The organism is Acidovorax sp. DMC1 (assembly GCF_056314325.1).
In genome coordinates, this window is sequence record NZ_JBQUYO010000001.1 from 647,406 (window position 1) to 670,334 (window position 22,929).

The 22,929-nt window shown below is 65.5% G+C and carries 23 protein-coding genes; 7 read left to right on the forward strand and 16 right to left on the reverse strand.

All coding sequences use genetic code 11. The features are described 5' to 3' along the window. Nucleotides 1-49 precede the first annotated feature (49 nt). Complete coding sequence (locus ACT531_RS03040) at nt 50-499, reverse strand: carboxymuconolactone decarboxylase family protein (RefSeq protein ID WP_099731542.1); 450 nt, start codon at nt 497-499, stop codon at nt 50-52. A gap of 275 nt (nt 500-774) precedes the next feature. Between ACT531_RS03040 and ACT531_RS03045 the strand changes: the two genes are divergently transcribed. Continuing rightward, nucleotides 775-1,275 (forward strand): DUF4365 domain-containing protein, encoded by a 501-nt coding sequence (locus ACT531_RS03045; RefSeq protein ID WP_476016422.1) that lies wholly within the window; start codon nt 775-777, stop codon nt 1,273-1,275. After that, nucleotides 1,272-2,396: a hypothetical protein gene (locus tag ACT531_RS03050; RefSeq protein WP_476016423.1), complete on the forward strand. Its 1,125-nt coding sequence runs from the start codon at nt 1,272-1,274 to the stop codon at nt 2,394-2,396. The genes ACT531_RS03045 and ACT531_RS03050 overlap by 4 nt, the downstream gene beginning before the upstream one ends. A gap of 130 nt (nt 2,397-2,526) precedes the next feature. Here the strand turns inward: ACT531_RS03050 and ACT531_RS03055 are convergent, their stop codons facing one another. Both ACT531_RS03055 and pobA read right to left on the reverse strand, forming a co-directional pair. Further along, complete coding sequence (locus tag ACT531_RS03055; RefSeq protein ID WP_476016626.1) at nt 2,527-2,769, reverse strand: hypothetical protein; 243 nt, start codon at nt 2,767-2,769, stop codon at nt 2,527-2,529. A 335-nt stretch (nt 2,770-3,104) separates the two neighbouring features. Beyond that, nucleotides 3,105-4,277: a 4-hydroxybenzoate 3-monooxygenase gene (pobA, locus tag ACT531_RS03060; RefSeq protein ID WP_476016424.1), complete on the reverse strand. Its 1,173-nt coding sequence runs from the start codon at nt 4,275-4,277 to the stop codon at nt 3,105-3,107. 213 nt (nt 4,278-4,490) lie between these two features. Here pobA and ACT531_RS03065 point away from each other — a divergent pair, with 213 nt between their 5' ends. The 3 genes from ACT531_RS03065 (at nt 4,491) to ACT531_RS03075 (ending at nt 6,315) form a co-directional block, all read left to right on the forward strand. Then, nucleotides 4,491-5,372: a helix-turn-helix domain-containing protein gene (locus ACT531_RS03065; RefSeq protein WP_476016425.1), complete on the forward strand. Its 882-nt coding sequence runs from the start codon at nt 4,491-4,493 to the stop codon at nt 5,370-5,372. Between the two features lie 99 nt (nt 5,373-5,471). After that, nucleotides 5,472-5,849, forward strand: coding sequence for a VOC family protein (locus ACT531_RS03070; protein WP_056742240.1), 378 nt, complete (start codon nt 5,472-5,474; stop codon nt 5,847-5,849). Nucleotides 5,850-5,886: 37 nt separating this feature from the next. Beyond that, complete coding sequence (locus ACT531_RS03075) at nt 5,887-6,315, forward strand: VOC family protein (protein WP_476016426.1); 429 nt, start codon at nt 5,887-5,889, stop codon at nt 6,313-6,315. Nucleotides 6,316-6,323: 8 nt separating this feature from the next. Here ACT531_RS03075 and ACT531_RS03080 read toward each other — a convergent pair whose 3' ends face one another. Next, nucleotides 6,324-6,773, reverse strand: coding sequence for an Lrp/AsnC family transcriptional regulator (locus ACT531_RS03080; protein WP_476016427.1), 450 nt, complete (start codon nt 6,771-6,773; stop codon nt 6,324-6,326). 101 nt (nt 6,774-6,874) lie between these two features. Between ACT531_RS03080 and ACT531_RS03085 the strand changes: the two genes are divergently transcribed. Continuing rightward, nucleotides 6,875-7,495 carry a LysE family transporter gene (locus ACT531_RS03085; RefSeq protein WP_295944648.1) on the forward strand — a complete coding sequence of 207 codons (621 nt, stop codon included), beginning with the start codon at nt 6,875-6,877 and terminating at the stop codon, nt 7,493-7,495. A 99-nt stretch (nt 7,496-7,594) separates the two neighbouring features. Beyond that, nucleotides 7,595-8,134: an EVE domain-containing protein gene (locus ACT531_RS03090; protein WP_476016428.1), complete on the forward strand. Its 540-nt coding sequence runs from the start codon at nt 7,595-7,597 to the stop codon at nt 8,132-8,134. Between the two features lie 406 nt (nt 8,135-8,540). Here ACT531_RS03090 and ACT531_RS03095 read toward each other — a convergent pair whose 3' ends face one another. From ACT531_RS03095 to ACT531_RS03150, 12 genes are all read right to left on the reverse strand, one after another. Continuing rightward, nucleotides 8,541-9,251: a hypothetical protein gene (locus ACT531_RS03095; RefSeq protein ID WP_476016429.1), complete on the reverse strand. Its 711-nt coding sequence runs from the start codon at nt 9,249-9,251 to the stop codon at nt 8,541-8,543. Nucleotides 9,252-9,439: 188 nt separating this feature from the next. Then, the gene (locus ACT531_RS03100; protein WP_476016430.1) at nt 9,440-13,183 is read right to left on the reverse strand and encodes a molybdopterin cofactor-binding domain-containing protein; all 3,744 of its coding nucleotides are present in this window, start codon (nt 13,181-13,183) and stop codon (nt 9,440-9,442) included. Next, the gene (locus ACT531_RS03105) at nt 13,180-13,686 is read right to left on the reverse strand and encodes a (2Fe-2S)-binding protein (protein ID WP_015012059.1); all 507 of its coding nucleotides are present in this window, start codon (nt 13,684-13,686) and stop codon (nt 13,180-13,182) included. Before ACT531_RS03105 ends, ACT531_RS03100 begins: the two co-directional genes overlap by 4 nt. A gap of 21 nt (nt 13,687-13,707) precedes the next feature. Then, on the reverse strand, nt 13,708-14,880 hold the full coding sequence (locus ACT531_RS03110) for an ABC transporter substrate-binding protein (protein ID WP_476016431.1): 1,173 nt from the start codon (nt 14,878-14,880) through the stop codon (nt 13,708-13,710). Nucleotides 14,881-15,000: 120 nt separating this feature from the next. Beyond that, the gene (pncA, locus tag ACT531_RS03115; protein WP_056057733.1) at nt 15,001-15,726 is read right to left on the reverse strand and encodes a bifunctional nicotinamidase/pyrazinamidase; all 726 of its coding nucleotides are present in this window, start codon (nt 15,724-15,726) and stop codon (nt 15,001-15,003) included. 75 nt (nt 15,727-15,801) lie between these two features. Further along, the gene (locus ACT531_RS03120; RefSeq protein WP_116750242.1) at nt 15,802-16,545 is read right to left on the reverse strand and encodes an ABC transporter ATP-binding protein; all 744 of its coding nucleotides are present in this window, start codon (nt 16,543-16,545) and stop codon (nt 15,802-15,804) included. Between the two features lie 2 nt (nt 16,546-16,547). Continuing rightward, nucleotides 16,548-17,330 carry an ABC transporter ATP-binding protein gene (locus ACT531_RS03125; protein ID WP_476016432.1) on the reverse strand — a complete coding sequence of 261 codons (783 nt, stop codon included), beginning with the start codon at nt 17,328-17,330 and terminating at the stop codon, nt 16,548-16,550. After that, a complete protein-coding gene (locus tag ACT531_RS03130; protein WP_476016433.1) occupies nt 17,327-19,234 on the reverse strand; it encodes an ABC transporter permease in 1,908 nt (635 codons plus the stop codon). The genes ACT531_RS03125 and ACT531_RS03130 overlap by 4 nt, the downstream gene beginning before the upstream one ends. A 176-nt stretch (nt 19,235-19,410) precedes the next feature. Further along, nucleotides 19,411-20,622, reverse strand: coding sequence for an ABC transporter substrate-binding protein (locus ACT531_RS03135; RefSeq protein WP_108497032.1), 1,212 nt, complete (start codon nt 20,620-20,622; stop codon nt 19,411-19,413). 81 nt (nt 20,623-20,703) lie between these two features. Next, on the reverse strand, nt 20,704-21,288 hold the full coding sequence (locus tag ACT531_RS03140) for an amino acid synthesis family protein (RefSeq protein ID WP_291443299.1): 585 nt from the start codon (nt 21,286-21,288) through the stop codon (nt 20,704-20,706). Nucleotides 21,289-21,343: 55 nt separating this feature from the next. Further along, nucleotides 21,344-21,985: an amino acid synthesis family protein gene (locus ACT531_RS03145; protein ID WP_291443301.1), complete on the reverse strand. Its 642-nt coding sequence runs from the start codon at nt 21,983-21,985 to the stop codon at nt 21,344-21,346. A gap of 21 nt (nt 21,986-22,006) precedes the next feature. After that, on the reverse strand, nt 22,007-22,927 hold the full coding sequence (locus ACT531_RS03150) for a UPF0280 family protein (RefSeq protein ID WP_291443303.1): 921 nt from the start codon (nt 22,925-22,927) through the stop codon (nt 22,007-22,009). Nucleotides 22,928-22,929 lie beyond the last annotated feature (2 nt).

Genomic DNA, 22,929 nt, shown 5'->3' on the forward strand with positions numbered 1-22,929 from the left:
CGCTTGAAAAGCGGGAAGCCCGGCGCAAGCCGGGCTTCTTTTTTTCCTTTTACGCCTTGGCGCGAGGCTTCATGCGAAAGCTGACGCCCATGCGGTTGATGGCATTCATGGTGGCAATCGTGAGCGTCAGGTCCACCAGGTCCTTCTCGCCAAACACGGCCAGCGCGGCCGCATAGGCCTCATCAGAGGCATGGGTCTCGCTCACGCGCGTCACCTCCTCGGCCCAGGCCAGCGCAGCGCGCTCCTGCTCGGAGAACAGATACGCCGCCTCATGCCACACGGGGACGAGCACCAACTTCTCCACCGACATGCCTTCGGCCAGCAGGTCACGCGTGTGGATGTCGATGCAGTGCGCGCACCCGTTGATCTGCGACACGCGCAGGAAGACCAGGTGCGTCAGCAAGCTGGGCAGGCCCGTGCCCTGGGTGACGAAGTGGTGCAGCGTCCCGATGGCTTTGGCACCCTCGGGCGATACGTTGAACCAGACAGCGCGATTCATACAGCAGTTCCTTCACATTGAATGTTGAGCAGAGGGCGATATCGACCTCCTGCTCTCAAGACGTGTGATGTGAGGGTGCTGTGACAGATGCTGGTGAATGGTTGCGAAGTTCGCACGGCCCAAGATATCGCGCCACCGCAACTGGCGAAAGCTAAAAGGGGATTTAGGGCCTTTCCGCCTGCGCCAAGACAAGGCAAGGCTGCATGTAGCTACAGACTTGTTCGGATGCATTCGCGTGTAGCATGACGAGATAAGAAGGGCGGGGTGTCAGACGTATGGATCCAAAAAAGCAGAAAGAGGAATTCAACTACGCATACCTGTCCGCGTTGGCCGCCCACGCCGGGATCAATCGCGGAGACCTTCGTGTGGACAACGACAGCGTGGACGTCCTTTTCCAGAGTGTCGGTTACAGAGGGAGAAGGTTTCGGAATCCACAGATCCAGCTTCAGCTGAAGTGCACATCGCAAGACCTTATACGGGACGGTGTGATTAAGTTCCCGCTACCTCGAAAGAACTATGACGACTTGCGCGGTGACGATGTGATCACGCCCCGCTATCTCGCGGTTTTGCTTGTGCCAGCGGACACAGCCCGATGGATCGAGCATAACGACGGCTACATAGCCCTCTTCAACAACTGCTACTGGGTTTCACTTCGGGACTATGGTCCCACCGACAACGAGCACAGTGTCACTGTCGAGGTTCCCCTTGATCAGCGCCTGACAAGCGACACGCTGCTGAACATGATGGATCGCGCCAGCGAGGGGGAGTGGCTGTGACTGAAATCGTCAAGCGCTCTAAGGAGGTCTCGCCTGAACAACTGGAGGCGTATCTGCGCAATGCGCATTGGGTTCAAACTGGCAAGCTTCGCAGCGTGGCGACCATCTGGAACCGACAGGATGACCTTGACGCGGAAGTTGTACTCCCGCTTTCGCGCTCCGTAAAGGACTATGTTCCGCGCCTTCGCGATGCACTGGCAGCCGTCGCCTCTTTTGAACGGCGCGGGGTGCTTGATGTCATCAGCGACATTGGACGAATGTTCGCGAACGTCATAACCGTTCGCGTCATCCATGCTGATACTGACGACGGCACGATACCGATTAACGACGGGGTTCTACTGATCACCAAGGCCAAGGACTTGCTTTCTGCGGCCGCACAATCAATCTTCGCTAAACGTAAGCATTTCACCGGCAAGCCAGCTCCTGATGCGAAGGAGTACGTGGACACTTTGCTGCTTGGACAGACGGAAATCGGAAGCTACGTCGTCAACGTCATCGCGCCAGTTCAGGGAGGCAAGATGGCACCAGTAGAAGCGGACTCAATTCCGCTTGCGAAGGCTGTCACTCTAAACCTCGTCACCGGCCTGGAAGCTCTTGAAAAGGCTAGTGAACGATATCGGGAAACTGGGAGCTTGCGGGAATTCGAGACCACCATCGTTCAGGGGGCAAGCGCAAATATGTGTGACGCCCTTCTAGGCTTCAGTGGCATCAAGAGGAACAGGGCCTTCGAAGTTAAGGTGAGCCCATCAGAAGGTTCAATGTTCGAAACGGAGACTCGCACCTTCAAGTTTGATGCCCCTCAAGTCGAGATACTTGAGAAGGCCTCCGGGTACTTCAAGGATGACTACGTCTTGACGGGCCGAACATTGACTGGGTACGTAACGAAGCTCAGCAAACCGAAAGAGGATGAGGCAGGCACGATCACGCTAGACACTCAGTTTGACGATCTGAATAGAAAGGTACGGATTGAGCTTGGCAAGGACGACTACCACATCGCTGTTATCGCTCATGACACAAAGCAATATGTTCAGTGCAGCGGGGATGTTCATGTGAAGAGCAAAACGGCCAGCCTTCTGCACCCGCAAAACTTCCGCATTGTGGGCCTCGACGACCTCTTTTAGTGCGGGGCCAGGGTCTTCTCCGGTATTTGTAGCGCCCGGTACTTTCGCCATTCTGGTAGCGGACCACAACGGTGTGGTGCAGGCAGTTAGAAGTCTGATGCACCGCAGACCATCGCAGGGCGTTAGCTGCCTACTCCGCCGTGCCCGGCGTGCGTTCAGCCGGTGTCTGCAATCTGCTGGTTTCTTCTTTCGCCTTCTTCCCTTGGTCGTGGTGCCACTTGATGGCGTAGAACATGCAGGTGCCAAACACGAGCACCTTGAAGGTGATAAAGACTATGGGGACCCAATCCATTGTTGATGGCTTTCCTGGTTGTTGATGGGCACCCACTAACGTCAAGTGCACTGCCTCAAAACGCTGCGTCGGCAGCTTCATCGTGTTCAAGCCATCGTCGAATCACACATCGACAGCACGGGGCACATGATCTGAAAACTTGGTGTGATGCTATCGGGCCTGGTATGCGGGCGTAAGCATCAGTTCCGCCTAAATTTTGCGTAGCAGATGGCGATTGCCGTGCAGGGCGGTTGCATGGAAAGCGGCTTTGTCATTGGGTCCCGCAAGGGGGCCGCAGTGCGCAGGCCGTAGGGCGCGCCGCGTGAGCAGACGGAGCACCGCTTGCACACAACGCTGACCGGGCACATACAAAAAAGGCCTGCATGAGAGAACCCCATGCAGGCCTTTGATTGGGTAGCAGTGCTACTGCCGGGCGCTCAGAACGGCAACCCCACATAATTCTCCGCCAGCGACCCCAGCGCCTTCTCCGACGAGAACAGGTACGCCAGATCCGTGTCCTGCAGCTTCTGGTCGTAGGCCAGCGACTCGGGGAAGGTGTGCAGCATGGTTGTCATCCACCACGAGAAGCGCTGGGCCTTCCACACGCGGGCCAAAGCCTTCTCGGAGTATTTGTCGAGGCCGGTGCTGTCGCCATCTTTGTAGTGAGCGACCATGGCGTGGTACAGGTAGTAGATGTCCGATGCAGCGCTGTTCAGGCCCCGTGCGCCGGTGGGCGGCACGATGTGGGCGGCGTCGCCGGCCAGGAACAGGTTGCCATAGCGCATGGGCTCTGCCACAAAGGAGCGCAGGGGAGCGATGGACTTTTCGATGGAGGGGCCGGTGATGAGTTGGGCGGCCACCTCGGCGGGCAGGCGGCGCTTCAGCTCGGCCCAGAAGGCTTCGTCAGACCAGTCTTCCACGGTGTCGGTCAGCGGCACCTGGATGTAGTAGCGGCTCAGCACCTGCGAGCGCAGCGAGCACAGCGCAAAGCCGCGCTCGTGTTTGGCGTAGATCAGCTCGGGCGAGACGGGCTTGGTGCGCGAGAGCACGCCCAGCCAGCCGAAGGGGTAGACCTTTTCATACTCCTTGAGGACATCGCGGGGGATGGACTTGCGGCTCACGCCGTGGAAGCCGTCGGCGCCGATGACGAAGTCGCAGTCGATGCGCACCACCTCGTCGCCGCTGCGGTAGGTCACATACGGGTTGGCGCTTTTGAGGTCGTGCGGCTGCACGTCTTCGGCGTTGTGGATGACGATGCCGTTCATGCGGTCGCGCGCTTCGTATAGGTCGCGTGTCAGCTCGGTCTGGCCGTAGACCACTACGGAGCTGCCGCCGCTGTACTTGTGCAAATCGACCCGGTCCATCTTGCCGTCGTGGGCAATGATGAAGCCGTCGTGGATCTCGCCTTCCTTGTCCATGCGCTCGCCGCACTGGGCCTCGCGCATGAGTGCGGCAAAGCCATGCTCCAGCACGCCGGCGCGGATGCGGCCCAGCACGTATTCACGGCTTTGGCGCTCCAGCACGATGGTGTCGATGCCCTTGAGGTGCAAGAGCTGCGAGAGCATGAGGCCCGAGGGGCCTCCGCCGATGATGCAAACCTGGGTTTTCATGGTGTCTCCTTTGTGGCGAGCGACTCACAAAACTCCCCTGGCGTTGTTGTCCCGCCTTGCCGTACTACTTGTACTGTCTGCGGCAGGACGCCTGGCCAGGGCGCTTCGCTGAGTTGTGTGAGCCGCTCTGTTGGGTTGATGACATGGGTCAAAACGACCACCCAAAGATACGTGGCACAGTCGCCGCGTTGAATGGACGGATGGAGCCAGAACATGCACTTTTCGAACATCGGAACCATCCACTCGTACAGCCTGTTCGGCGAGTCGCAGCACCTGCCCGATGTGCTGCACTGCGAGACGATTGCCGAGCGGTCGGCGCTGCACGACTGGGAGCTGGCGCCGCACCGGCACACGCGGCTGCACCAGGTGCTGCTGATCACGTCGGGCGGGGGCATGGCGCACCTGGATGGCGAGCGGGTGCCGCTGTTTGCCGGTGCGCTCATCAACGTGCCGCAGGGGCATGTGCACGCGTTTCGCTTTACGCAGCACACGCAGGGCTGGGTGGCCACGCTGGCCGATGAACTGATGGACGAGATTTTTGTGCGCGTGGGCGATGTGCGACGCGACCTGGCGCGGCCCGCTGTGGCGCCTGCGCCGCCAGAGCTGCACCAGGCCATGGGCCAGGTGTGGCAGGAGTTCTCGGGCCGCGCCAAGGCGCGTGCGCTGGTGCTGCGGGGCCTGAGCGCCACGCTGCTGGGCTGGGTGGCGCGCGCGATGGAAGAACACAGCCCGGGGGACGCGGCGGCGCCAGAGTCCAGCCTGGTGCAGCGGCTGGAGGCGCTGATCGATGCGCATTTTCTGGAGCACTGGCAGGTGGCCGACTACGCGCGGGCGCTGGCCGTGTCGCCCACGCACCTGAGCCGCCTGGCGCGGGCTGCCACGGGCGTGTCGGCCCAGCGGCTGATTGAGGCACGGCTGATGCGCGAGGCGCGGCGCAACCTGGCCTACACGCACCTGGGCGTGGCCACCATTGCCTACACGCTGGGCTATGCCGACCCGGCGTACTTCACCCGCGCCTTCACGCGCGATGCGGGGCTGTCGCCGCGTGCGTTTCGGGCGCAGGTGGCAGCATCGGCGCCCGCCACGGCGATGTGACGGTGCGTGACAGGCTGCTGACACGCCGCTGTCAGCAGCCCCCGCTCACCATCGGGGCTTCTTTCTTTCCATCACCCGTTAAACGACAAGGAGCCTTTCATGAAAAACGCCATCGCCTGGTTTGAAATCCCCACCACCCAGCTGGACCGCGCCCAGGCCTTTTACGAGGCCGTGCTGGGCCAGCCCATGCGCCGCGAGAACATGGGCCCGAGCGAAGGCGCCGTGTTTGCCTACGACCCCGAAGCCGATGGCGCGGGCGGTGCGCTGATGATGGGCCCCACGGCGCCCCAGGTGTCGGGCAACGGCACGCTGGTGTACCTGGACGCATCGCCCTCGCTCGACGCAGCGCTGGAGCGCGCGGTGGCCCAAGGTGGCCGCGTGGCCCTGCCGCGCCAGGCGCTGCCGCCGGGCATGGGGTTCTTTGCGCACATCCATGACCTGGATGGCAACCGTGTCGGGCTGCATGCGCCCGATTGAGCCCTGGCACCGATCCCTCTCACCAAAAGGAGCCCCCATGGAAACACAGGAACTGCACCGAGGCCGGCTGATCGACCACATCCAGCTCGTCGTGCGCGACCTCGCCGCCAGCCGCAGGTTCTACGCGGCCGTGTTCGACGCACTGAACGTGCCCATGGGCGGTACGGCCGAGGACTACTTCTGGGCGGATGAGCTGTTTGTCTCCACCGCCGACAGCGTGGCCGCGCAGGGGCACCTGACAGGCCGGCACCACCTGGCCTTTCAGGCGCAGGACCGGGCGATGGTGGATGCGTTCTACAAGGCGGCCCTGGCCCATGGCGGCAAGGACAACGGCGCACCGGGTGAACGCGCCTACCACCCCGGCTACTACGCGGCGTTTGTGCTGGACCCGGATGGCAACAACATCGAGGCCGTGTTCCATGGCGACGCGCAACGCAGTGCGGCGTCGGTAAAGATCACGTTCTGAGGGGTGGGTCAGCCCGCCTCAGGACGGGCCAGGCCGCGCAGCGGGATGGGCGTGGAGAACACGATGGACGTGCGTGTTTCGCCATAGCCATTGATGTCGCTCAGAAAGCGCTCCAGATCGGGCAGGTCGCGCGCCACGACCTGCATCACATACGAGTCGTTGCCGCTGACGTGGTGGCATTCGAGCACCTGGGGCGACTGGCGCAGCTTGTCGATCAGCGCCTTCTTGCCGGGCTGCGGCACGTTGATGCCCACCACGGCGCGCACGCCGTAGCCGACCTTGGTGGGGTCGATGTCGGCATGCACGCCACGCACCACGCCCGCCTCTTGCAGGCGGCGCAGGCGCTCCAGCGTGGCGGGCACCGACAGGCCCACGGCCTCGGCCAGTTCCTTGAGCGAGGCACGGCCATCGGCCTGCAGCGCGCTGATCAGGCGCCAGGCTTTGTCATCGACTTCCATACAAGCCTTTCTCGATGGGCACAGAAAAAAGCGAAACCCAATTCTGGATTCGCCGAATTTTCTGCATTCTCCACCGCCAGACGCCGCCCTAGCATCGGTGCATGGACTTCACTTCAATCACCGTGTTTCTGCAAGCCGCCGTCATCGGCGTGCTCATCGCGGCCCCTGTGGGCCCCATTGGCCTGTTGACCATGCAACGCACCCTGGAGCGGGGCCTGGCGGCCGGGCTGGCCACCGGCCTGGGCGCCGCTGCGGCCGATGCGGTGTATGGCGCCGTGGGCGCTTTCAGCGTGCGCTGGCTCATCGATGGGCTGACGCAAGCCAAGACGCCGCTGGCGCTGGGCGGCGGCGCACTGTTGCTGGTGCTGGCCTTGCGCACCTGGCACGCGCCCGTGGCCCACACCGCCGCCCCCGCGCGCGATGCGCGGGGCCTGCTGGGCCTAGCGGCGGGCACGTTTGCGCTGACGCTGGCCAACCCGGCCACCATCGTGTCGTTCATTGCGGTGTTTGGCTCGCTGGGTGGCGGCCGGCCCAGCCAGCCGTCGCCGCTGTGGATGGTGGCGGGCGTGCTGGTGGGCTCTGCCGCCTGGTGGCTGCTGCTGACCAGCGCGATTGCCTACCAGCGGCAGCGTTTTACACCCGCCTGGCGCCAGCGCATCAACCGGGCGTCGGCCCTGCTGCTGGGAGGGTTTGCGTTGTGGCAGTGGGGGCAACTGGCCTGAGGCTTTGCGTTACGCGCAGGGATGCTGCAAAGGTACTGACACTGCGGTGTCAGCAGCAGGCCCGCACCATCGGTGGCTTCTTTGACCAGGAGCTTTTTCATGACCGACGCCCTGCTGCAACACCCCCTTTGGCCGGAAGCCGAGGCTGCGCGCAACGACATGCCTGTGTCGGCAGCGCCCCCTGCAGCCGCCACCCGCCGCAACTGGATCGCTGTGGCCTGCGCCCAGCACGCCCGCCGGGGCTGCGACACGCCGGGCGCGGGCTACATGCAGGTGTGCCATGGCAAGGTGGCGCCGCTGCAGCGCATACGCCCTGGCGACCGTGTGGCTTACTACGCGCCCACGGTGACCATGGGAGGCAAGGACCGGCTGCAGGCGTTTGTCTCCATCGGCATCGTGTTGCCAGGCGCTCCGTATGCGTTTGATATGGGCGGCGGGTTTGTGCCCTCGCGCCGGGACGTGGCCTATGTGTCTGCGCGTGAGGCGGCAATTGCGCCGCTGCTGGACGACTTCGAGTTTGTGGACGACCGCCAGCGCTGGGGCAGCAAGTTCCGCTTTGGGCTGTTTGCCATCAGCGACCACGACATGCGCCTGATTGCGCAGGCGATGCAGGCCGAGCTGCAATCACTATATTTTTGATAGCATTTCAGGCAATTTCTACTAGCGCATCCGGCCCAAAAGGCTTCAAAAACGCCTCGAACAGCCCACAGGCAGGCGTCAGCACACCGCCATCAACGTGTCCACCACCCGGCGTTGGGCGGCGGTCAGGGCGGTATAGCCTTCACGCAGCAGTCGCAGCACGATCGCGTGGATTTCAATTTCGCTAGCGGGCATGGTCTTCTCCTTGAACGGCAACAGTGGGCGGCCGCCGCGTGGCTGGCCGATGACATGGGCACCTGCCACGACACAAAGAGGCGGGCGCCCGGGCCTGCCCCACCATGGACCAAGCCCCTATGCCACTGTGCCGAGGTGGCAACGCAGGCGGTAGCCCGATAAACGGGGAAGTTCGCGGCTTTTTTCGCGCGCCGCTCTGCAACCAAGGGGCTTATGGAGAGGTGGCCCCGGGCACGTAGGCGTCGATGACCGGCGGCTCGCTGTCCCCCGCTGCGGTGCGGGCCAGCTTGAACCAGGTCCAGCTCTCCACATCGGGTGCGTCGTAGCTGCCGTAGGACTGCCCGCCCCACGAAAAGTACGAGCCCTTGTTGCCGGTAGTGAGCGTGCGCTTGCCCACAGCCAGGCCGCCGTCTTTGAGCAGCGCCAGCCGGAACCCCTGCAGCTTGCCAGAGGTCCCGGGCTCATTGCCGGACGGCGCGGTCTGCGGAGCCAGGTCGAGCATGCCGGAGCTGCAGCGGGCCTGCGCGCCGCTGTAGGTGACCAGGCTCCACTGCCGGGTGAGCGAGGTGCGCACGTTGTGCGCGCGGTTGATGGTGCGCGTGCGCAGCGTGGTTTCGCCGCGCTGCTGCTGCACCCAGACCTGCATCTCGGCCGAACCGGTAAAAAACGGCAGGCTGCCCCGCACACCCGCAGGCTCGACCGGCGGCCAGGCGTACACGCCTTGCAGGGACGGGCAACCGAACCAGCTGCTCTGCACCGGGCCAAACGCCGGGGGCGGCTTGGGTGACCCTTGCACGTCCGGCCCACAGGCCGTGAGGGCCAGGCAACACAGGGCCAGCGTTGCCGCCCCGCCGATGCGCTGCACGCGCCGGTCGGTGGTGCGCAAGGCGCTGTGCGATGGCGAGGGGACGGCAGGTGTCATGGTGTCTGGGCGGTGGTGTAGCGCGATTGTCGGGCTGAACACGGGGCCTGCGGATGATCCATTTGCTCCATTTTTGATAGCTGATTGCGCATATTCCACTAGCGCATCAGCACCAAAAGGCTTCAAAACCGTGTTGACGATCCCCCAGATATGGCTTGGAGGGTCGTCAGAACCGTCTAAGAGCTGCTCTAAGGATGCGCAGGCCCCGCCCGCACGCGGGCCAGTGCCTCGGGCACATCGCGCCACGCCGGGCGGCCGGGGGCGTAGCGCTGGCGCATGTAGCCCGCCAGCTCGGTGATCTGCGCGTCGCTGAGCGCGTGGCCAAAGCCGGGCATGAAGCCGATGTCGCGCGCGGCGGGCTCGCGGATGCCGTGCACGATGACCTGCAGCAGGTTGTCGGGCCGGTCGCTGTGCAGATTGCTGTTGAGCGCGAGGGGCACGTTCACGCCCAGCAGTTTGGGGCCGTCGCCGTCGTGGTGGCAGGCGGCGCAGGCACCGTCGAACAGGCGCTGGGCCTGGCCGGGCTGCGGGGCCAGCGCGGCGGCCTGGGCCACGGCGGTTTGTGCGCGGCGCTGCGGGTCGGACACAGGCTGTGTGGCTGGCTGAGTAGTGGCTTCCGCAGCGGTGAACGAGGCCAAGTAGCTGGCCATGGCGCGGATGTCGTCGTCTGGCAAGTGGGCCAGCTCGCGCACCACCGGCGCCATGGGGCCCGAGGCGCTGCCGTGCTGCGGGCTGTGGCCGTGGCGCAGGTAGGCGTAGAGCGCATCGGCCGTCCAGGGCACGGGCGCTTTCGACAGGCCGGTGAGCGCAGGCGCCTCCCAGCCATCGACCATGGCGCCCGAGAGGAACGCAGCCCCACCCAACTCGGCCCCCAGCGCATTGCGCGGCGTGTGGCAGGCGCCGCAGTGGCCCACGCCCTGCACCAGGTAAGCGCCCCGGTTCCATTCGGGCGGGCGGGGCGGGTCTGGCTTGAACGGCGTGGCGTCGTGGAACAGCGCGTTCCAGCCCGCCATGAGGGGGCGCACGCTGAACGGGAAGGTCAACTGGGTCTTCGGCACCTCGGCCCGCACGGCGGGCTGCGCCATCAGGTAGGCGTACAGCGCCGTGAGATCGTCGTCGCTCATCTTGGCGAACGAGGTGTAGGGGAAGGCGGGGTACAGGTGCTTGCCGTCGCGCGAGATGCCTTCGCGCATGGCGCGCTGGAAGGCGCTGAAGGACCACTGGCCGATGCCGGTCTCGGCGTCGGGCGTGAGGTTGGTGGTGTAGACCTTGCCGAACGGCGTTTCCATGGCGCGGCCGCCCGTGTTGGGCGTGCCGCCCGGGGCGGTGTGGCACACCGCGCAGTCACCCGCAGCGGCCAGCAGGCGGCCACGCTCGATGGTGGCGGCGTTGTAGACCGACGCGCCCGCCGTCTGCACCACGGGCGCGATGGAGGGGCGCCAGCCCAGCAACGCTGCGCCCATGGCGATGCCACCGGCGACCAGGGCCAAGGCGCGTGCCAAGGGGCTGCGTTTGGTGGGCCACGTGGCGCTGGCGGGCACGGTGGGTGCGGGCAGCTCCAGCGTGGGCAAAACCTCGGCCTGCTCAGTGGGTGGGGTGCTGCCTGTGGCCGCCTGGCCCGCGCCACCAGGCAGGGGGTTGAGCCCGGCGCGCACCACCTCGGGCGTGAACGGCGGCGCACGAAAGCGCACGCCCGTCGCATCAAAAATCGCGTTGGCAATGGCTGCTGTGCCCGGCACGGACGACGACTCGCCCGAGCCCAGTGGCGCATCGTCCTGCCGGGGCATGTGCATGACCTCGATGACGGGCACTTCGCGAAAGCTCAGGATGGGGTAGCTGCCCCATTCGCGGTTGTCCACCGCATGCTTGACGGGCTCGAACGTCACCTGCTCCTTGAGCGCGCGGCTGGTGGTCTGCAGCACGTTGCCGTGCACCTGCTGCTCCACACCGGCGGGGTTGACCATCAGGCCCGCGTCGTGCCCCACGACCACGCGGCGCACATGCACCTCGCCGGTCTTCTTGTTGACCTCCACATCGGCCACCCAGGCGGCCCAGGCGGCGCCAAAGCCGGGCCATTTGCTGTGGATGTAGCGGGCGTAGGCAAAGCCCTGGCCTTGCACCCAATCTCCATCCAGCGCACGCTGCTGCGGGCCGGTGCGGCGAATCCAGCCCGCCTTTTCGGCCGTGGCCTGCACCAGCTCGGCGGCGCGCGGGTCGTTCAGCAACTGCAGGCGGAATTGCACCGGGTCCACACCTGCCGCCGTGGCCAGTTCGTCCACATACGACTCGTGCGCAAACGAGTTGGGCAGGGCCGACACGCCCCGCAGCCACGATGCGCGCACGATGGGCGGCATGTCGTTGACGGCCACGCGCAGGTTGTCGTACTGGTAGGGCGGGCGCGCGGTGCGGTCGCCCATCTCGTAGGCCTGGGCCACAGGCTCGATGGTGCGGGTGAGCAGCAGGGCCAGCGTGGGCGCGCCGTTGGAGGGGTAGGACGTTTCAAAGTCATACGCCGCCACGGTGCCATCGGCCTTGAGCCCACCGCGCACCTGCATGAGCTGCGCCGTGCCCTTGGGCTCCCACAAATGCTCCTGCTCGCGCGTGAGCTGCACGCGCACCGGGGCGCCCACGGCGCGCGAGAGCAGCGCGGCATCGGCCGCCACATCGTCGGCCCCGTTGCGGCCGTAGCAGCCTGCGGCCTCCATGCGGATGAGGTCGATGTCCACATCGGGCAGCCCCATCAGGCGGGCCAGATCGGCGCGCAGCACATGGGGGTTTTGCGTGCCTGCCCACACCGTCATGCGCGGGCGGCCCGTACTGTCATCGCTGCGCCATTCGGCCACCGCGCACGATGGGCCGATGGAGCCGTGCATCTGGTACGGCCACACATAGGTGCGCGGCATGGGCCGGCCGTTGGCAGACAGCGCGGCCAGGGCGCCCTCCACATCGCCTTCGTCCACCAGACGGCGCTGCGTGGCGGGGTTGGCGCGGATGGCCTGCTCCAGCGCCTCGGTGCTGTCCTGGCGCGGGAAGCCGGGCCAGTCCTTCCAGTGCACTTTCAAATCGCGCAGCGCCTGCTCGGCCTGTTCCTCGCGCTCGGCGACGATGCCCACAAAGTCGCGGATCACCACCACGGCGCGGATGCCGGGGATGTGCGCGATGGACTGCTGGTCCACCGATTCGAGTGTGTTGCCGATGAAGTCGCCATGGTCCGCCCCCGCATACGGCGGGCGCACCACGCGGCCGTGCAGCATGCCGGGCACGCGCATGTCGTGCACAAACACCAGCTCGCCACTGACCTTGGCGGGGATGTCCACGCGCGGCACGGACTGGCCGACCACGGTGTAGTCGGCGACGGCCTTGGTGGTCGTGGCATCCACCAGCTCCAGCGTGGTGTGCGCGCCCGCCAGCAGCGCGCCGTAGGCCACGTGGCGCGACGGGTCTGCCATGACCTGCACGATCCCCGCACGCACCTGCAATTGATCCACCGGCACGCCCAGCCGCTCTGCGGCCTGCGCCACCAGCCAGTGGCGCGCCTGCGCGGCGGCGGTGCGCAGGGGCTTGGCGTGGATCTGGATGGATGCACTCGCGATGGTGGCACCCTGGTTGGGCGCGCGGGTGGTGTCGCCCAGCACCATGTTCACCTGCGCCAGCGGCACATCGAGTTCTTCGGCCACGATCTGTGCGAGCGCGGTGCGGATGCCGGTGCCCAGGTCCACATGGCCGTTGAGCGCGGTCACGCTGCCGTCGTCCCACACGGCGATCAGTATCTCCACGCCCTCGGCCGGGTTGCCTGCCACCAGCGCGGGCTGGCCCTTGACGGGCGGTGGCGCGGGCGGTGGGTTGCGCACCACCAGCAGCACGCCCTGGGCGGCATGGAAGTCGGCGCGGGTGAGCGGGCTATGGGCGCGCAGGGATGGAGGCGTGTTCATGCCTGGGCCTCGCGCATCAGCTGGGCCGCGCGCAGTACAGCGCGGATGATTTCGACATGCGTGCCGCAGCGGCACAGGTTGCCCGACAGCTCGCGGCGCACGGCTGCTTCGTCGGGGTCAGGGTTGCGCTCCAGCAAAGCCACGGCCATCATCACCATGCCGTTGAGGCAATAGCCGCATTGCGCGGCTTGTTCATCCACAAAGGCTTGCTGCACCGGGTGAAGTCCCTCGGTAACGCTGCAACGCCCGGGCAGCCCCTCCAGCGTCGTCACCTCACGGCCTGCCACGCCCTGCGCCGGGATCACGCAGGCCCGCGCGGCAATGCCATCGACCAGCACCGTGCAGGCACCGCACTGCCCCAGGCCGCAGCCGTATTTGGGGCCGTTGAGGGCCAGGTCGTTGCGCAGCACGTGCAGCAGCGTGGCGCTGGCCAAGGTGCTCTGTGGCAGGGCACACGGCTGGCCATTGACGACAACCGGGGAAGGTGAAGCGGGCGCGTGCATGTCTCGGTAGGTTGTTCTCAGTCAGCGTCGCAGCGACCCGCTGCGCGTGTACATCTCCAGGTCCACAAAGTTGGAGCCATTGTGGTTGCCCGGGCCATACACCAGCGGAAAGTCGCCGATCTTGGTTGTGCCCATGTCTTCCATGGCCTTGATGAAGCCTTCGCGCGTGAGCGCTTTGCCTGCGCGTTTGACACCTTCCACAAACACGCGTGCGGCGATGTAGCCCTCCAGCATGGTGTAGCTGTCGATCTTCTCGCCCGCGTCCGCGCGGTCCTTGCGGTAGTCGGCCACGATGGCCAGGCGGCTGGCCTGCGGCGACGGCACGATGCTGGCCGTGACCAGCCCTTCGATGCCGCCGTTCAGGCGCTGCGCAGAGCCCGGTGCGTCGGTGATGCCCACCGAGATGGTGTACAGCGGCGACGCCGCGCCCGCCGCCCGGTAGTCGCGCAGGAACACCTCCACCATCTTGCCCGCCATGATCATCACCACTGCGCCCGGCTGGGCCTTGGTGAGCTGCGCCACCTGGGGCTTGGCGTCGGTGGCGGCGATCTCCATGGGCACGGAATCGACCACCTTGACCTTCAGGCCCTGGGCGATCTGCAGGCAGGTGTCGAGGTTGGATTTACCGAACGCGCTGTTCTGGTAAATGACGGCGATGTTGTTGATGCCCAGCGTGGCGAGGTGGCCCACGATCTTGCGCAGCTCGGTCTCGTAGCTGGCGCGCACGTGGAACAGGTAGCGGTTGTGTGTGGTGCGAAACGAGGTAGTGCCCACCAGCGGCGCGAACATGGGCACGCCCGCCTTCTCTGCCAGGGGCATGGCGGCGATAAGGTTGCCGGTGGCCACATAGCCGATCAGGGCGAAGACCTTGTCTTCGTCAATGAGCTTGGCCGTGTTCTCGGCGGTCTTCTTGGGCTCGTACGCGTCATCGTGCGACACCAGCTCCAGCGTGCGCCCCTGCACGCCGCCGGTCTTGTTCACCTTGTCGAACGCCAGCGCAATGCCCGCCTTGTAGTCCACCCCGAAATCCTTGGCCGGACCGGTGAACACGGCCGACTGCCCCACCTTGATGCGGGTGTCCGTCACCCCGGTCTCGGCAGCCGCCGGGCCCGCGGCCCCCAGAGCAGCGGCGGCCAGGGCCGTCAGCACCACACGGCGGTCGATGCTGCCCTCCTCCATCCCACGACATTTCATGAAACGCTCCTTACATCAAAGGCGCAAGTTTCCCTGCAAGCGGAGCGGCTGCGCAACCATTTCTGCGGGGTGTTGTGAATCCGTCAAACCCCGGCGCCGAAGCACCGGGGCGGTGCGCCGTCAGGCGACATCGATGTCGCTGGACTGGATGCGTTTGACACCCTTGGCCTTCATGTTTTTCCAGGCCGCGTCGAGCGATCCGTTGAGGTCGATGGCGCGGGTCGCATCTTCGACCACATAGGTTTCGAAGCCCAGGCGTTTGGCGTCCAGCGCCGTCCAGGCCACGCAGAAGTCAGTGGCCAGGCCCGTGACAAACACGGTCTTGATGCCACGCTGCTTGAGGTACCCCGCCAGGCCGGTGGAGGTCTTGCGGTCGGCCTCTTCAAAGGCCGAGTAGCTGTCCACATGCTGGTGAAAGCCCTTGCGCAGGATCACCTGGGCCTTGGGCACCTGGAGGTCTTTGTGCAGGGCGGCATCGTCGGTGCCCTGCACGCAATGATCGGGCCACAGCACCTGCTGGCCGTAACTCAGCTTGGTGGTTTCAAACGGCTTCTTGCCCGCGTGAGCACTGGCAAAAGAGGCGTGGCCCTGGGTGTGCCAGTCCTGCGTGACGACCACGTTTTCAAACGCTGTGGCAATGCGGTTGATGACCGGCACCACCTCATCCCCCTTGGCCACGGGCAGCGTGCCGCCAGGGACAAAACAGTTCTGCACATCGACCACGATGAGCGCCGCTCGCTCACCGGGTTTGATCTTGCCTGCCGCCCAGCTGGCGGGGAAGCTGGCCCCGGCCACGGTGAGCGCGGCCGATTGAAGAAGAAAGCGACGACGTTGCGCAGTTTGCATGGTGAACACTCCGGTTGGGAACGCACTGACACATCGGCCATGGCCCGGTAGGGCCAGGGCCGGGGAACTTCTGCTTCACACGCTGAGGTAGGCGCGCCGCACCTCTTCGTTGGCGGCCAGCTCTTCCATGCTGGCCTGGTAACGGATCTGGCCCTTTTCGAGCACATAGGCGCGGTCGGAGACCAGCTCGGCAAAGTGCATGTTCTGCTCGGACAGCAGGATGCTCACGCCCTGCTCTTTCAGCTCCAGGATCATGTGCGCCATCTGCTCCACGATGACGGGCGCCACACCTTCAGAGGGCTCGTCCAGCAGCACCAGATAGGGGTTGCCCATGAGCGTGCGGGCCACGGTGAGCATCTGCTGCTCACCACCGCTCATGCGGCCGCCAGGGCGCTGGGGCATCTCGCCCAGGTTGGGGAAGAGCTTGAACAAGCGCTCGGGCGTCCACACCGGGGCAGCCGTGCCGTCGGGCCAGGTGCGGGCGGGTTGGCGGCCTACCTCCAGGTTCTCCATCACCGTGAGGTCGGTGAACACGCGGCGGTCTTCGGGCACAAAGCCCAGACCCAGGCGCGCGGCGTCGTGCGGGTCGGTTTTGGAGATGTCGCGGCCCATGAACTGGATGCTGCCCTTGCGCTTGGCCAGCATGCCCATCAGCGTCTTGAGCGTGGTGGATTTGCCCGCACCGTTGCGGCCCATCAGGGCCACGACTTCGCCCCGGCGCACGTCCAGGTCCACGTCGTACAGGATTTGCGCGGCGCCGTACCAGGCTTGCAGGCCCTTGGCCTGGAGCAGCAGTTCTTTGGGGTTGTGGGTCGTCATGGTCATGCCGCCTCCGCAGGGGCTGCGGCTTTCTTCTCAAACGTTTTGCCGGTGCCGAAGTAGACCTCCTGCACCTTGGGGTGGTCGCGCAGTTCCAGCGGCTTGCCCTCGGCAATCAGGCGCCCGCGCGCCAGCACGATCATGCGGTCGGCATAGGCAAACACCACGTCCATGCTGTGCTCGGTAAACAGCACGGCCATATGGCGGTCGATCACCAGTTGCTTGGTCAGCGCCATCAGCTCGTTGCGCTCCTTGGGCGCCATGCCGGCGGTGGGCTCGTCCATGAGCAGCAGCTTGGGCGAGTTGGCCATGGCAATCGCCAGCTCCACACGCTTCACATCGCCATACGCCAGCACGCTGCAGGGCCGGTCGGCCTGCGACTTCATGCCTACCTGGTCGAGCAACGCCAGGGCTTCTTCGCGCTTGTGGTCGGCAGCCCTGCGCCACATGGAGAACAGCAGGCCGTCGTTGGAAATCAGTGCCATCTGCACGTTCTCCACCACCGTCAGCGATGCAAAGGTTTCGGCGATCTGGAAGGTGCGGCCTACGCCCATGCGCCAGATGTCGCGCGGCTTGCGGCCCACCAGCTCCTGGCCGTTGAGCTGGATGGAGCCGGCGTCAGCGGGCAACTGACCGTTGACCATGTTGAAGGTGGTGGACTTGCCTGCGCCATTGGGGCCGATGAGTGCCAGCAGCTCGCCCGCAGCGAGTTCGAAGTGGATGCCATCCACCGCCTTGACGCCGCCAAACGATTTGCCCAGACCGGTGACTTTGAGGAGGCTCATGCCGTGCCCTCCTTGGTGTTCTTGGCGTTGCGCATGTTGTCAAAAATCTGCTTGATGGTGCCCGCGATACCCTGTGGAAACAGCAGCACCAGGATGAGGATGATGGCGCCCAGCATGGCGCGCCAGTAGTCGGTGTTGCGCGCCACGGTGTCGTGCAGCCAGGTGAAGGTGACCGCGCCCACCACGGGGCCCGCCAGCGTCTGGATACCGCCCAGCAGCACCATCACCAGCCCGTCCACCGACTTGCCCACGGCCAGCGACTCTGGCGAAATGCTGCCCTTGGAGAACGCATACAGCGCCCCTGCCAACCCTGCCGCCGTGCCCGCCACCACAAACGCCGCCCACTGCATGCGCTTGACGTCGATGCCGATGGCATCGGCCCGCAGCACAGAGTCGCGGCCTGCGCGCAGCGCATAGCCAAACGGCGAGAACAACACGCGGCGCAGCCACCACACCCCTGCCCCCACCAACGCCAGCGTGAGCCAGTAGTACATGCGCTTGTCTGCCAGCCAGGCCGCAGGCCACACGCCTGTGAGGCCGTTGCTGCCCCCCGTGAAACTGTCCCACTGATAGGTGATGGCCCAGGTGATCTGGGCAAAGGCCAGCGTCAGCATAGCAAGGTACACACCCGACAACCGTACCGCAAACCAGCCGTAGACAAACGCCCCGGCGGCGGCCACCAGCGGCGCCACCACCAGTGCGAGCTCCATGGGCAGTCCGAGCGAGCGCACCAACAGGGCCGCGCCATAGGCGCCCAGCCCGAAGTAGGCGGCATGGCCGAAGGAGTGCATGCCCGCAGGGCCCATGATGAAGTGAAGACTGCCCGCAAACAACGCGGCGATCAGCAGGTCAATCAGCAGCACCGTGGTGTACGGCGACTGCGCGGTCAGCACCGGCGCTGCTGCCAGCAGCAGGCCCAGCATCGCGGCCGCCACCAGGTAGGCCTTGCCCGGCCGGCGCAGCGGCTCCTCCTGCATGCCCACATAGCGGCTGGGTGCCTGCGGCCGCCCAAACAGGCCCCATGGGCGCCAGACCAGCACCACCGCCATCACCAGAAAATCGACCACCAGGGTCAGCTTGGAAAACGAAACACTCAGGCCAAACACGTCAACCACACCCAGCCAGATGCAGATGGCCTTGATCTCGGAGATCAGCAGGGCTGCGGCGTACGCGCCCGGGATGGAACCCATGCCGCCCACCACCACCACCACGAAGGCGGCACCGATGGTGTGCAGGTCCATCTCCAGCGTGGCGGGCTCGCGCGGCAGTTGCAGCGCGCCACCCAGTCCGGCCAGCATCGCGCCCAGCGCGAACACGGCCGTGAACAACCAGGCCTGGTTGACGCCCAGGGCGCTCACCATCTCGCGGTCTTGCGTGGCGGCACGCACCAGCGTGCCGAACCGGGTGCGCGTGAGCAGCAGCCAGACGGCGCCCAGCACCAGCGGACCGACCACGATGAGGAACAGGTCGTAGCTGGGGAACTGCCGCCCCAGCAGGCTCACGGACCCCGAGAGGCCCGGCGCGCGCGGGCCCAGCAGTTCGTCGGGGCCCCAGAGCCACAGCACCGCGTCTTTGATGACCAGCACCAGGGCAAACGTGGCAAGCAGCTGGAACAGCTCGGGTGCCTTGTAGATGCGGCGCAGCAGCACCACCTCGATCAGCGCCCCCAGCACACCAACGATCAGCGCGGCCAGCGGCAAGGCCACCCAGAATCCCAGGGCACCGCTCAGGCGCCCGACCAGCGAATACGCGACGTAGATGCCCACCATGAAGAACGAGCCATGGGCAAAGTTCACGATGCGCGTCACGCCAAAGATCAGCGACAGACCCGCCGCCACGAGGAACAGCGACGACGCGCTCGCCAACCCGTTGATGAGCTGGACGATGAAACCCGAAAAACTCATGTTCGATACACCCTGTAGGGCCTGTTCACACCATTGTTGCCAGCGCGAAGGCCATGAAAGAAGCCGGCCGTGCTCCAGCCAACACCAGCCAGCACCCGCAGAACCGGACGGTGCCGGACTGCTGGTTGCGTCTGCTGGGACCGAGGCGCGGCAGGCGCCTCAGACCTCAGAGGGAATCAATCAGCGCTTCGTGACTTCTTCACGTCGGCAGCGGACGGCTGGTACTTGGCATCGGCGCCATCCAGGTAGACATAGTCGACCATCACGCCCTTGCCGCCTTCGTTCTTGGTGCGACCGACAAACGCGCCCATGGTGGCCTGGTGGTCTTCAGGACGGTAGGTGATCTTGCCGAATGGGGTGTCCACCTGCAGACCCTTGAAGGCTACGACCAGCTTGTCGGTGTCGGTGCTCTTGGCCTTCGCAATGCCAGCCGCAGCCGACTTGATCATGCTGTAGCCCACCACCGAGCCCAGGCGCGGGTAGTCCTTGAACTTGGCCTGGTAGGCCTGCTCGAACGCCTTGTGTGCGGGGGTGTTGATGCCATACCAGGGATAGCCGGTCACCAGCCAGCCGTTGGGGGCCTCGTCTTTCAGGGGGTCCATGTATTCGGGCTCGCCCGTCAACACGCTGACCACCTCGATGCCCTTGAACAGGCCGCGCGTGTTGCCTTCGCGCACGAACTTCGACAGGTCCGCGCCAAACAGCACGTTGAAGACAGCGTCTGGCTTGGCATCCGACAGCGCTTGCACGACGCTGCCGGCGTCTACCCGACCCAGTGGTGTGGCTTGTTCGGCCACAAACTCCACGTCGGGCTGGGCGGCCTTGAGCAGTTGCTTGAACGCCGCCACGGCAGACTGTCCGTATTCGTAGTTGGGGTAGACCACGGCCCAGCGCTTTTTCTTCATCTTGGCGGCCTCAGGCACCAGCATGGCGGCCTGCATGTAGGTGCCGGGGCGCAGGCGGAAGGTGTATTGGTTGCCACCTTGCCAGGTCATCTTGTCGGTCAGCGGTTCGCCAGCCAGGAAGAAAAACTTCTTCTGCTTGGCGAAGTCGGCCACCGCCAGGCCGGTGTTCGACAGGAAGGTGCCCGCCAGCACATCGACCTTCTCGCGCGACACCAGCTCTTCAGCCACGCGAACGGCGTCGCCAGGGTTGGCATTGTCGTCGCGCGTGATCAGTTCGATCTTCTTGCCATTGACGCCGCCCGCAGCGTTGATCTCATCGACCGCCAGCTCCATGCCCTTCTTGTAGGGCTCAAGGAAAGCAGGTTGTGCCTTGTAGCTGTTGACCTCGCCAATCTTGATCACGCCCTGGGCAAACACAGGGGCCAGGGTAAGGGCCAATGCAGCCGCAGCCGTGGCACGCATGAGGTTTCGTCGCATCGTCATGGGGAGACTCCTGAAGGATGGTTGGAGAGAGATCGAACGGGGGGTAAGACAGGACAGGTGTGTGTTGTGCGCGCGCCGGGCTCAGCGCAGGCCGTCAACACCCTTGATTTCAGAGACCGTGAGGCCGCCGACACGTGGCAACGGCCGCCCGCTGTCCGTCACGACAACGGCCACCACGATTTCATTGGCTCGTGGGGCATCGGCCACACGGGCTTCCATGGCGTCGAAATGGCTGCGCACATAGGCGGCGTCCTTGTGGCCCAGGGGCACGTCGATGGCTGTGCCCAGGCCGCCCATTTTCTTGCTGGATGGGACCAGAGCGGCGCCCTTCTCGACCGCTACACGCAGGGGTGCGCCCAGCTTGGGGTGCAGGATGGCGGCGGCGTGCTCCAGCTCGCCCGCCTCGCCCACGATGGCGGCCTTGCCGTAGCTCTGGGCTTGGCCAGGTTCAATGCCCAGGGCCTGCACGCAGCGAGCGCCCAGAAGGCCGCCCAGCTCCTCACCGATGGCGATGAGTTCGTCAAGGTTCTCCACATAGCGGCCTGCGCAGGGGTTCTCGATCACGGCCATGGCCAGCGCCTTGCGCACCGGGGGCTGAACATCACGCCCCATTTCCACGCGGACTTCGTCGGTCTGGACGATGATCTTTCGAATCTTGGCTGGCATTTTTTGGCTCCTTGGGGTCTTGTCTTGTTCGAGGGTGTGCGGGCTGGCGTGCGGCTCAGCGCAGACCGTTCCACTGGCTGATGTCTGCCGCCTTGAGCCCGCCGACGCGGGCGTGGATGCGCGGGCCCGTGGTCATGGCGAGTATGAACACGATCTCATCGGCAGAGGGCGCGCCCGGAACACGCACTTCGATCGCGTCGAAATGGCTGCGCACGTAGCTGGCGTTGATGTGGGTCAGCGGCACATCCAGCGCCGCGCCGGGGCCGCCCACCTTCTTGGTGGAGGGGACGATGGACAACGCGTTGGCGGGCTGCCCCGTTTTCTCTTCGGCCTGGCCCTTGGCGTAGGCGTTGCGGTCGCCCTTCCAGCCCAGCAGTTCGCGCATGGCGTAGCCACCGGGCACATGCCACAGCGCGCCGTGTTCCAGCTCACCCGCCGCGCCCACGATGGCACCCTTGCCATAGGTCTCGATGCGCTCGGCGGGCACGCTCATGGCCTTCAGGAGGCGCTGGGCCATGTCCAGCCCCACATCCTGCAGCGCGTCCATCATGGGGAGGATGTCGGGCTCGTACCGGCCCGCAAACGGGTTGGTCAGCACCGCACCGATGGCACCACGCAGCAGCGGCACGTCGGCCACCGGCCCGAATTCGTGCCGGATTTCCTCAAGATGGGTGAAAACGCGTCGTATCTGGATCATTCTGTAGACCTGTGCAATTCGTTAAGCAAATACTGAACCAACTTCCGATTCCACCGCTGCATGCCGGGGCCACACCGCATCCGCCAGCGCCTGGGGCGCCGAGGTCGCCACAAACTGCCCCTGGCACGCCAGCAGTGCAAACCACAGCAGGCCGCTGGACTGCAATTCTTGCGCTTTTTGCAGCCCCTGGTGCAAGGCCCGGCCCACCAGCTCTTTGGGCAAGGCAGGGACATCCACGGTGACAGGGATGGCACCCAGGTCACTGTCGTCCCGCACCTGCCACGCGGGCCTGCGGACAATCCGCGCATCGGCCACATTCACCGCGTTGGCCACGATGGTTGCCGCTGCATCGGCCTGCGCCGCCGTGCGCGCCAGCACCGTCACGCTGTCGGCAATGCCGAGCGACTGGCTGCGCCCGCGCCAGCCACTGGTGGCCACACCGCGCACCGGCATGGCGCTGTCGATGCGGATCTGCCCATCCAGCACCAGGCCGTTGCGCAACTGTGCAGCATTCAGCGCAGCAATGTCAGCGTACACCCCCACCGTGACCGACTTGCCGGGCGCCAGGTGCAGCGCAATGTCGCCGCCGTTGTTGACCCAGGCGCGGTCTATGCCCGGCTGCTCGTAGCAGGCCAGAATCTCCTGCGCCACCGCGCCCGCCACCGCCGCCATCGATGTGATGAAGCCTGCGCGATAAGGGCTGCAGGCGGCCCACATGCGACGCGCCACCACGCCCTGCACCGCGCAGTGCGCACCCACCGGCGCCCGCAGGCCGGGGAGTTCATTCACCAGCTCCTGCAGCAGCCCTTCAAAACGCTGCCACGCACGCTCGTGCGCCAGGGCCACGGCGTCGCGCGCCCCTTCGGCCTGGAGGATGAGGTCCATCGGGCCATGCTGAAAATGCCAGCGGCCGTCGGACAGGAGCTTGCGGCAAGCGTTCACGG

Coding starts and splice junctions, on each gene's coding strand:
- ACT531_RS03040 (WP_099731542.1), bottom strand. CDS start 499: ATGAATCGCGCTGTCTGGTTCAACGTATCGCCCGAGGGTGCCAAAGCC.
- ACT531_RS03045 (WP_476016422.1), top strand. CDS start 775: ATGGATCCAAAAAAGCAGAAAGAGGAATTCAACTACGCATACCTGTCC.
- ACT531_RS03055 (WP_476016626.1), bottom strand. CDS start 2,769: ATGAAGCTGCCGACGCAGCGTTTTGAGGCAGTGCACTTGACGTTAGTG.
- pobA (WP_476016424.1), bottom strand. CDS start 4,277: ATGAAAACCCAGGTTTGCATCATCGGCGGAGGCCCCTCGGGCCTCATG.
- ACT531_RS03065 (WP_476016425.1), top strand. CDS start 4,491: ATGCACTTTTCGAACATCGGAACCATCCACTCGTACAGCCTGTTCGGC.
- ACT531_RS03070 (WP_056742240.1), top strand. CDS start 5,472: ATGAAAAACGCCATCGCCTGGTTTGAAATCCCCACCACCCAGCTGGAC.
- ACT531_RS03075 (WP_476016426.1), top strand. CDS start 5,887: ATGGAAACACAGGAACTGCACCGAGGCCGGCTGATCGACCACATCCAG.
- ACT531_RS03080 (WP_476016427.1), bottom strand. CDS start 6,773: ATGGAAGTCGATGACAAAGCCTGGCGCCTGATCAGCGCGCTGCAGGCC.
- ACT531_RS03085 (WP_295944648.1), top strand. CDS start 6,875: ATGGACTTCACTTCAATCACCGTGTTTCTGCAAGCCGCCGTCATCGGC.
- ACT531_RS03090 (WP_476016428.1), top strand. CDS start 7,595: ATGACCGACGCCCTGCTGCAACACCCCCTTTGGCCGGAAGCCGAGGCT.
- ACT531_RS03095 (WP_476016429.1), bottom strand. CDS start 9,251: ATGACACCTGCCGTCCCCTCGCCATCGCACAGCGCCTTGCGCACCACC.
- ACT531_RS03100 (WP_476016430.1), bottom strand. CDS start 13,183: ATGAACACGCCTCCATCCCTGCGCGCCCATAGCCCGCTCACCCGCGCC.
- ACT531_RS03105 (WP_015012059.1), bottom strand. CDS start 13,686: ATGCACGCGCCCGCTTCACCTTCCCCGGTTGTCGTCAATGGCCAGCCG.
- ACT531_RS03110 (WP_476016431.1), bottom strand. CDS start 14,880: ATGAAATGTCGTGGGATGGAGGAGGGCAGCATCGACCGCCGTGTGGTG.
- pncA (WP_056057733.1), bottom strand. CDS start 15,726: ATGCAAACTGCGCAACGTCGTCGCTTTCTTCTTCAATCGGCCGCGCTC.
- ACT531_RS03120 (WP_116750242.1), bottom strand. CDS start 16,545: ATGACGACCCACAACCCCAAAGAACTGCTGCTCCAGGCCAAGGGCCTG.
- ACT531_RS03125 (WP_476016432.1), bottom strand. CDS start 17,330: ATGAGCCTCCTCAAAGTCACCGGTCTGGGCAAATCGTTTGGCGGCGTC.
- ACT531_RS03130 (WP_476016433.1), bottom strand. CDS start 19,234: ATGAGTTTTTCGGGTTTCATCGTCCAGCTCATCAACGGGTTGGCGAGC.
- ACT531_RS03135 (WP_108497032.1), bottom strand. CDS start 20,622: ATGACGATGCGACGAAACCTCATGCGTGCCACGGCTGCGGCTGCATTG.
- ACT531_RS03140 (WP_291443299.1), bottom strand. CDS start 21,288: ATGCCAGCCAAGATTCGAAAGATCATCGTCCAGACCGACGAAGTCCGC.
- ACT531_RS03145 (WP_291443301.1), bottom strand. CDS start 21,985: ATGATCCAGATACGACGCGTTTTCACCCATCTTGAGGAAATCCGGCAC.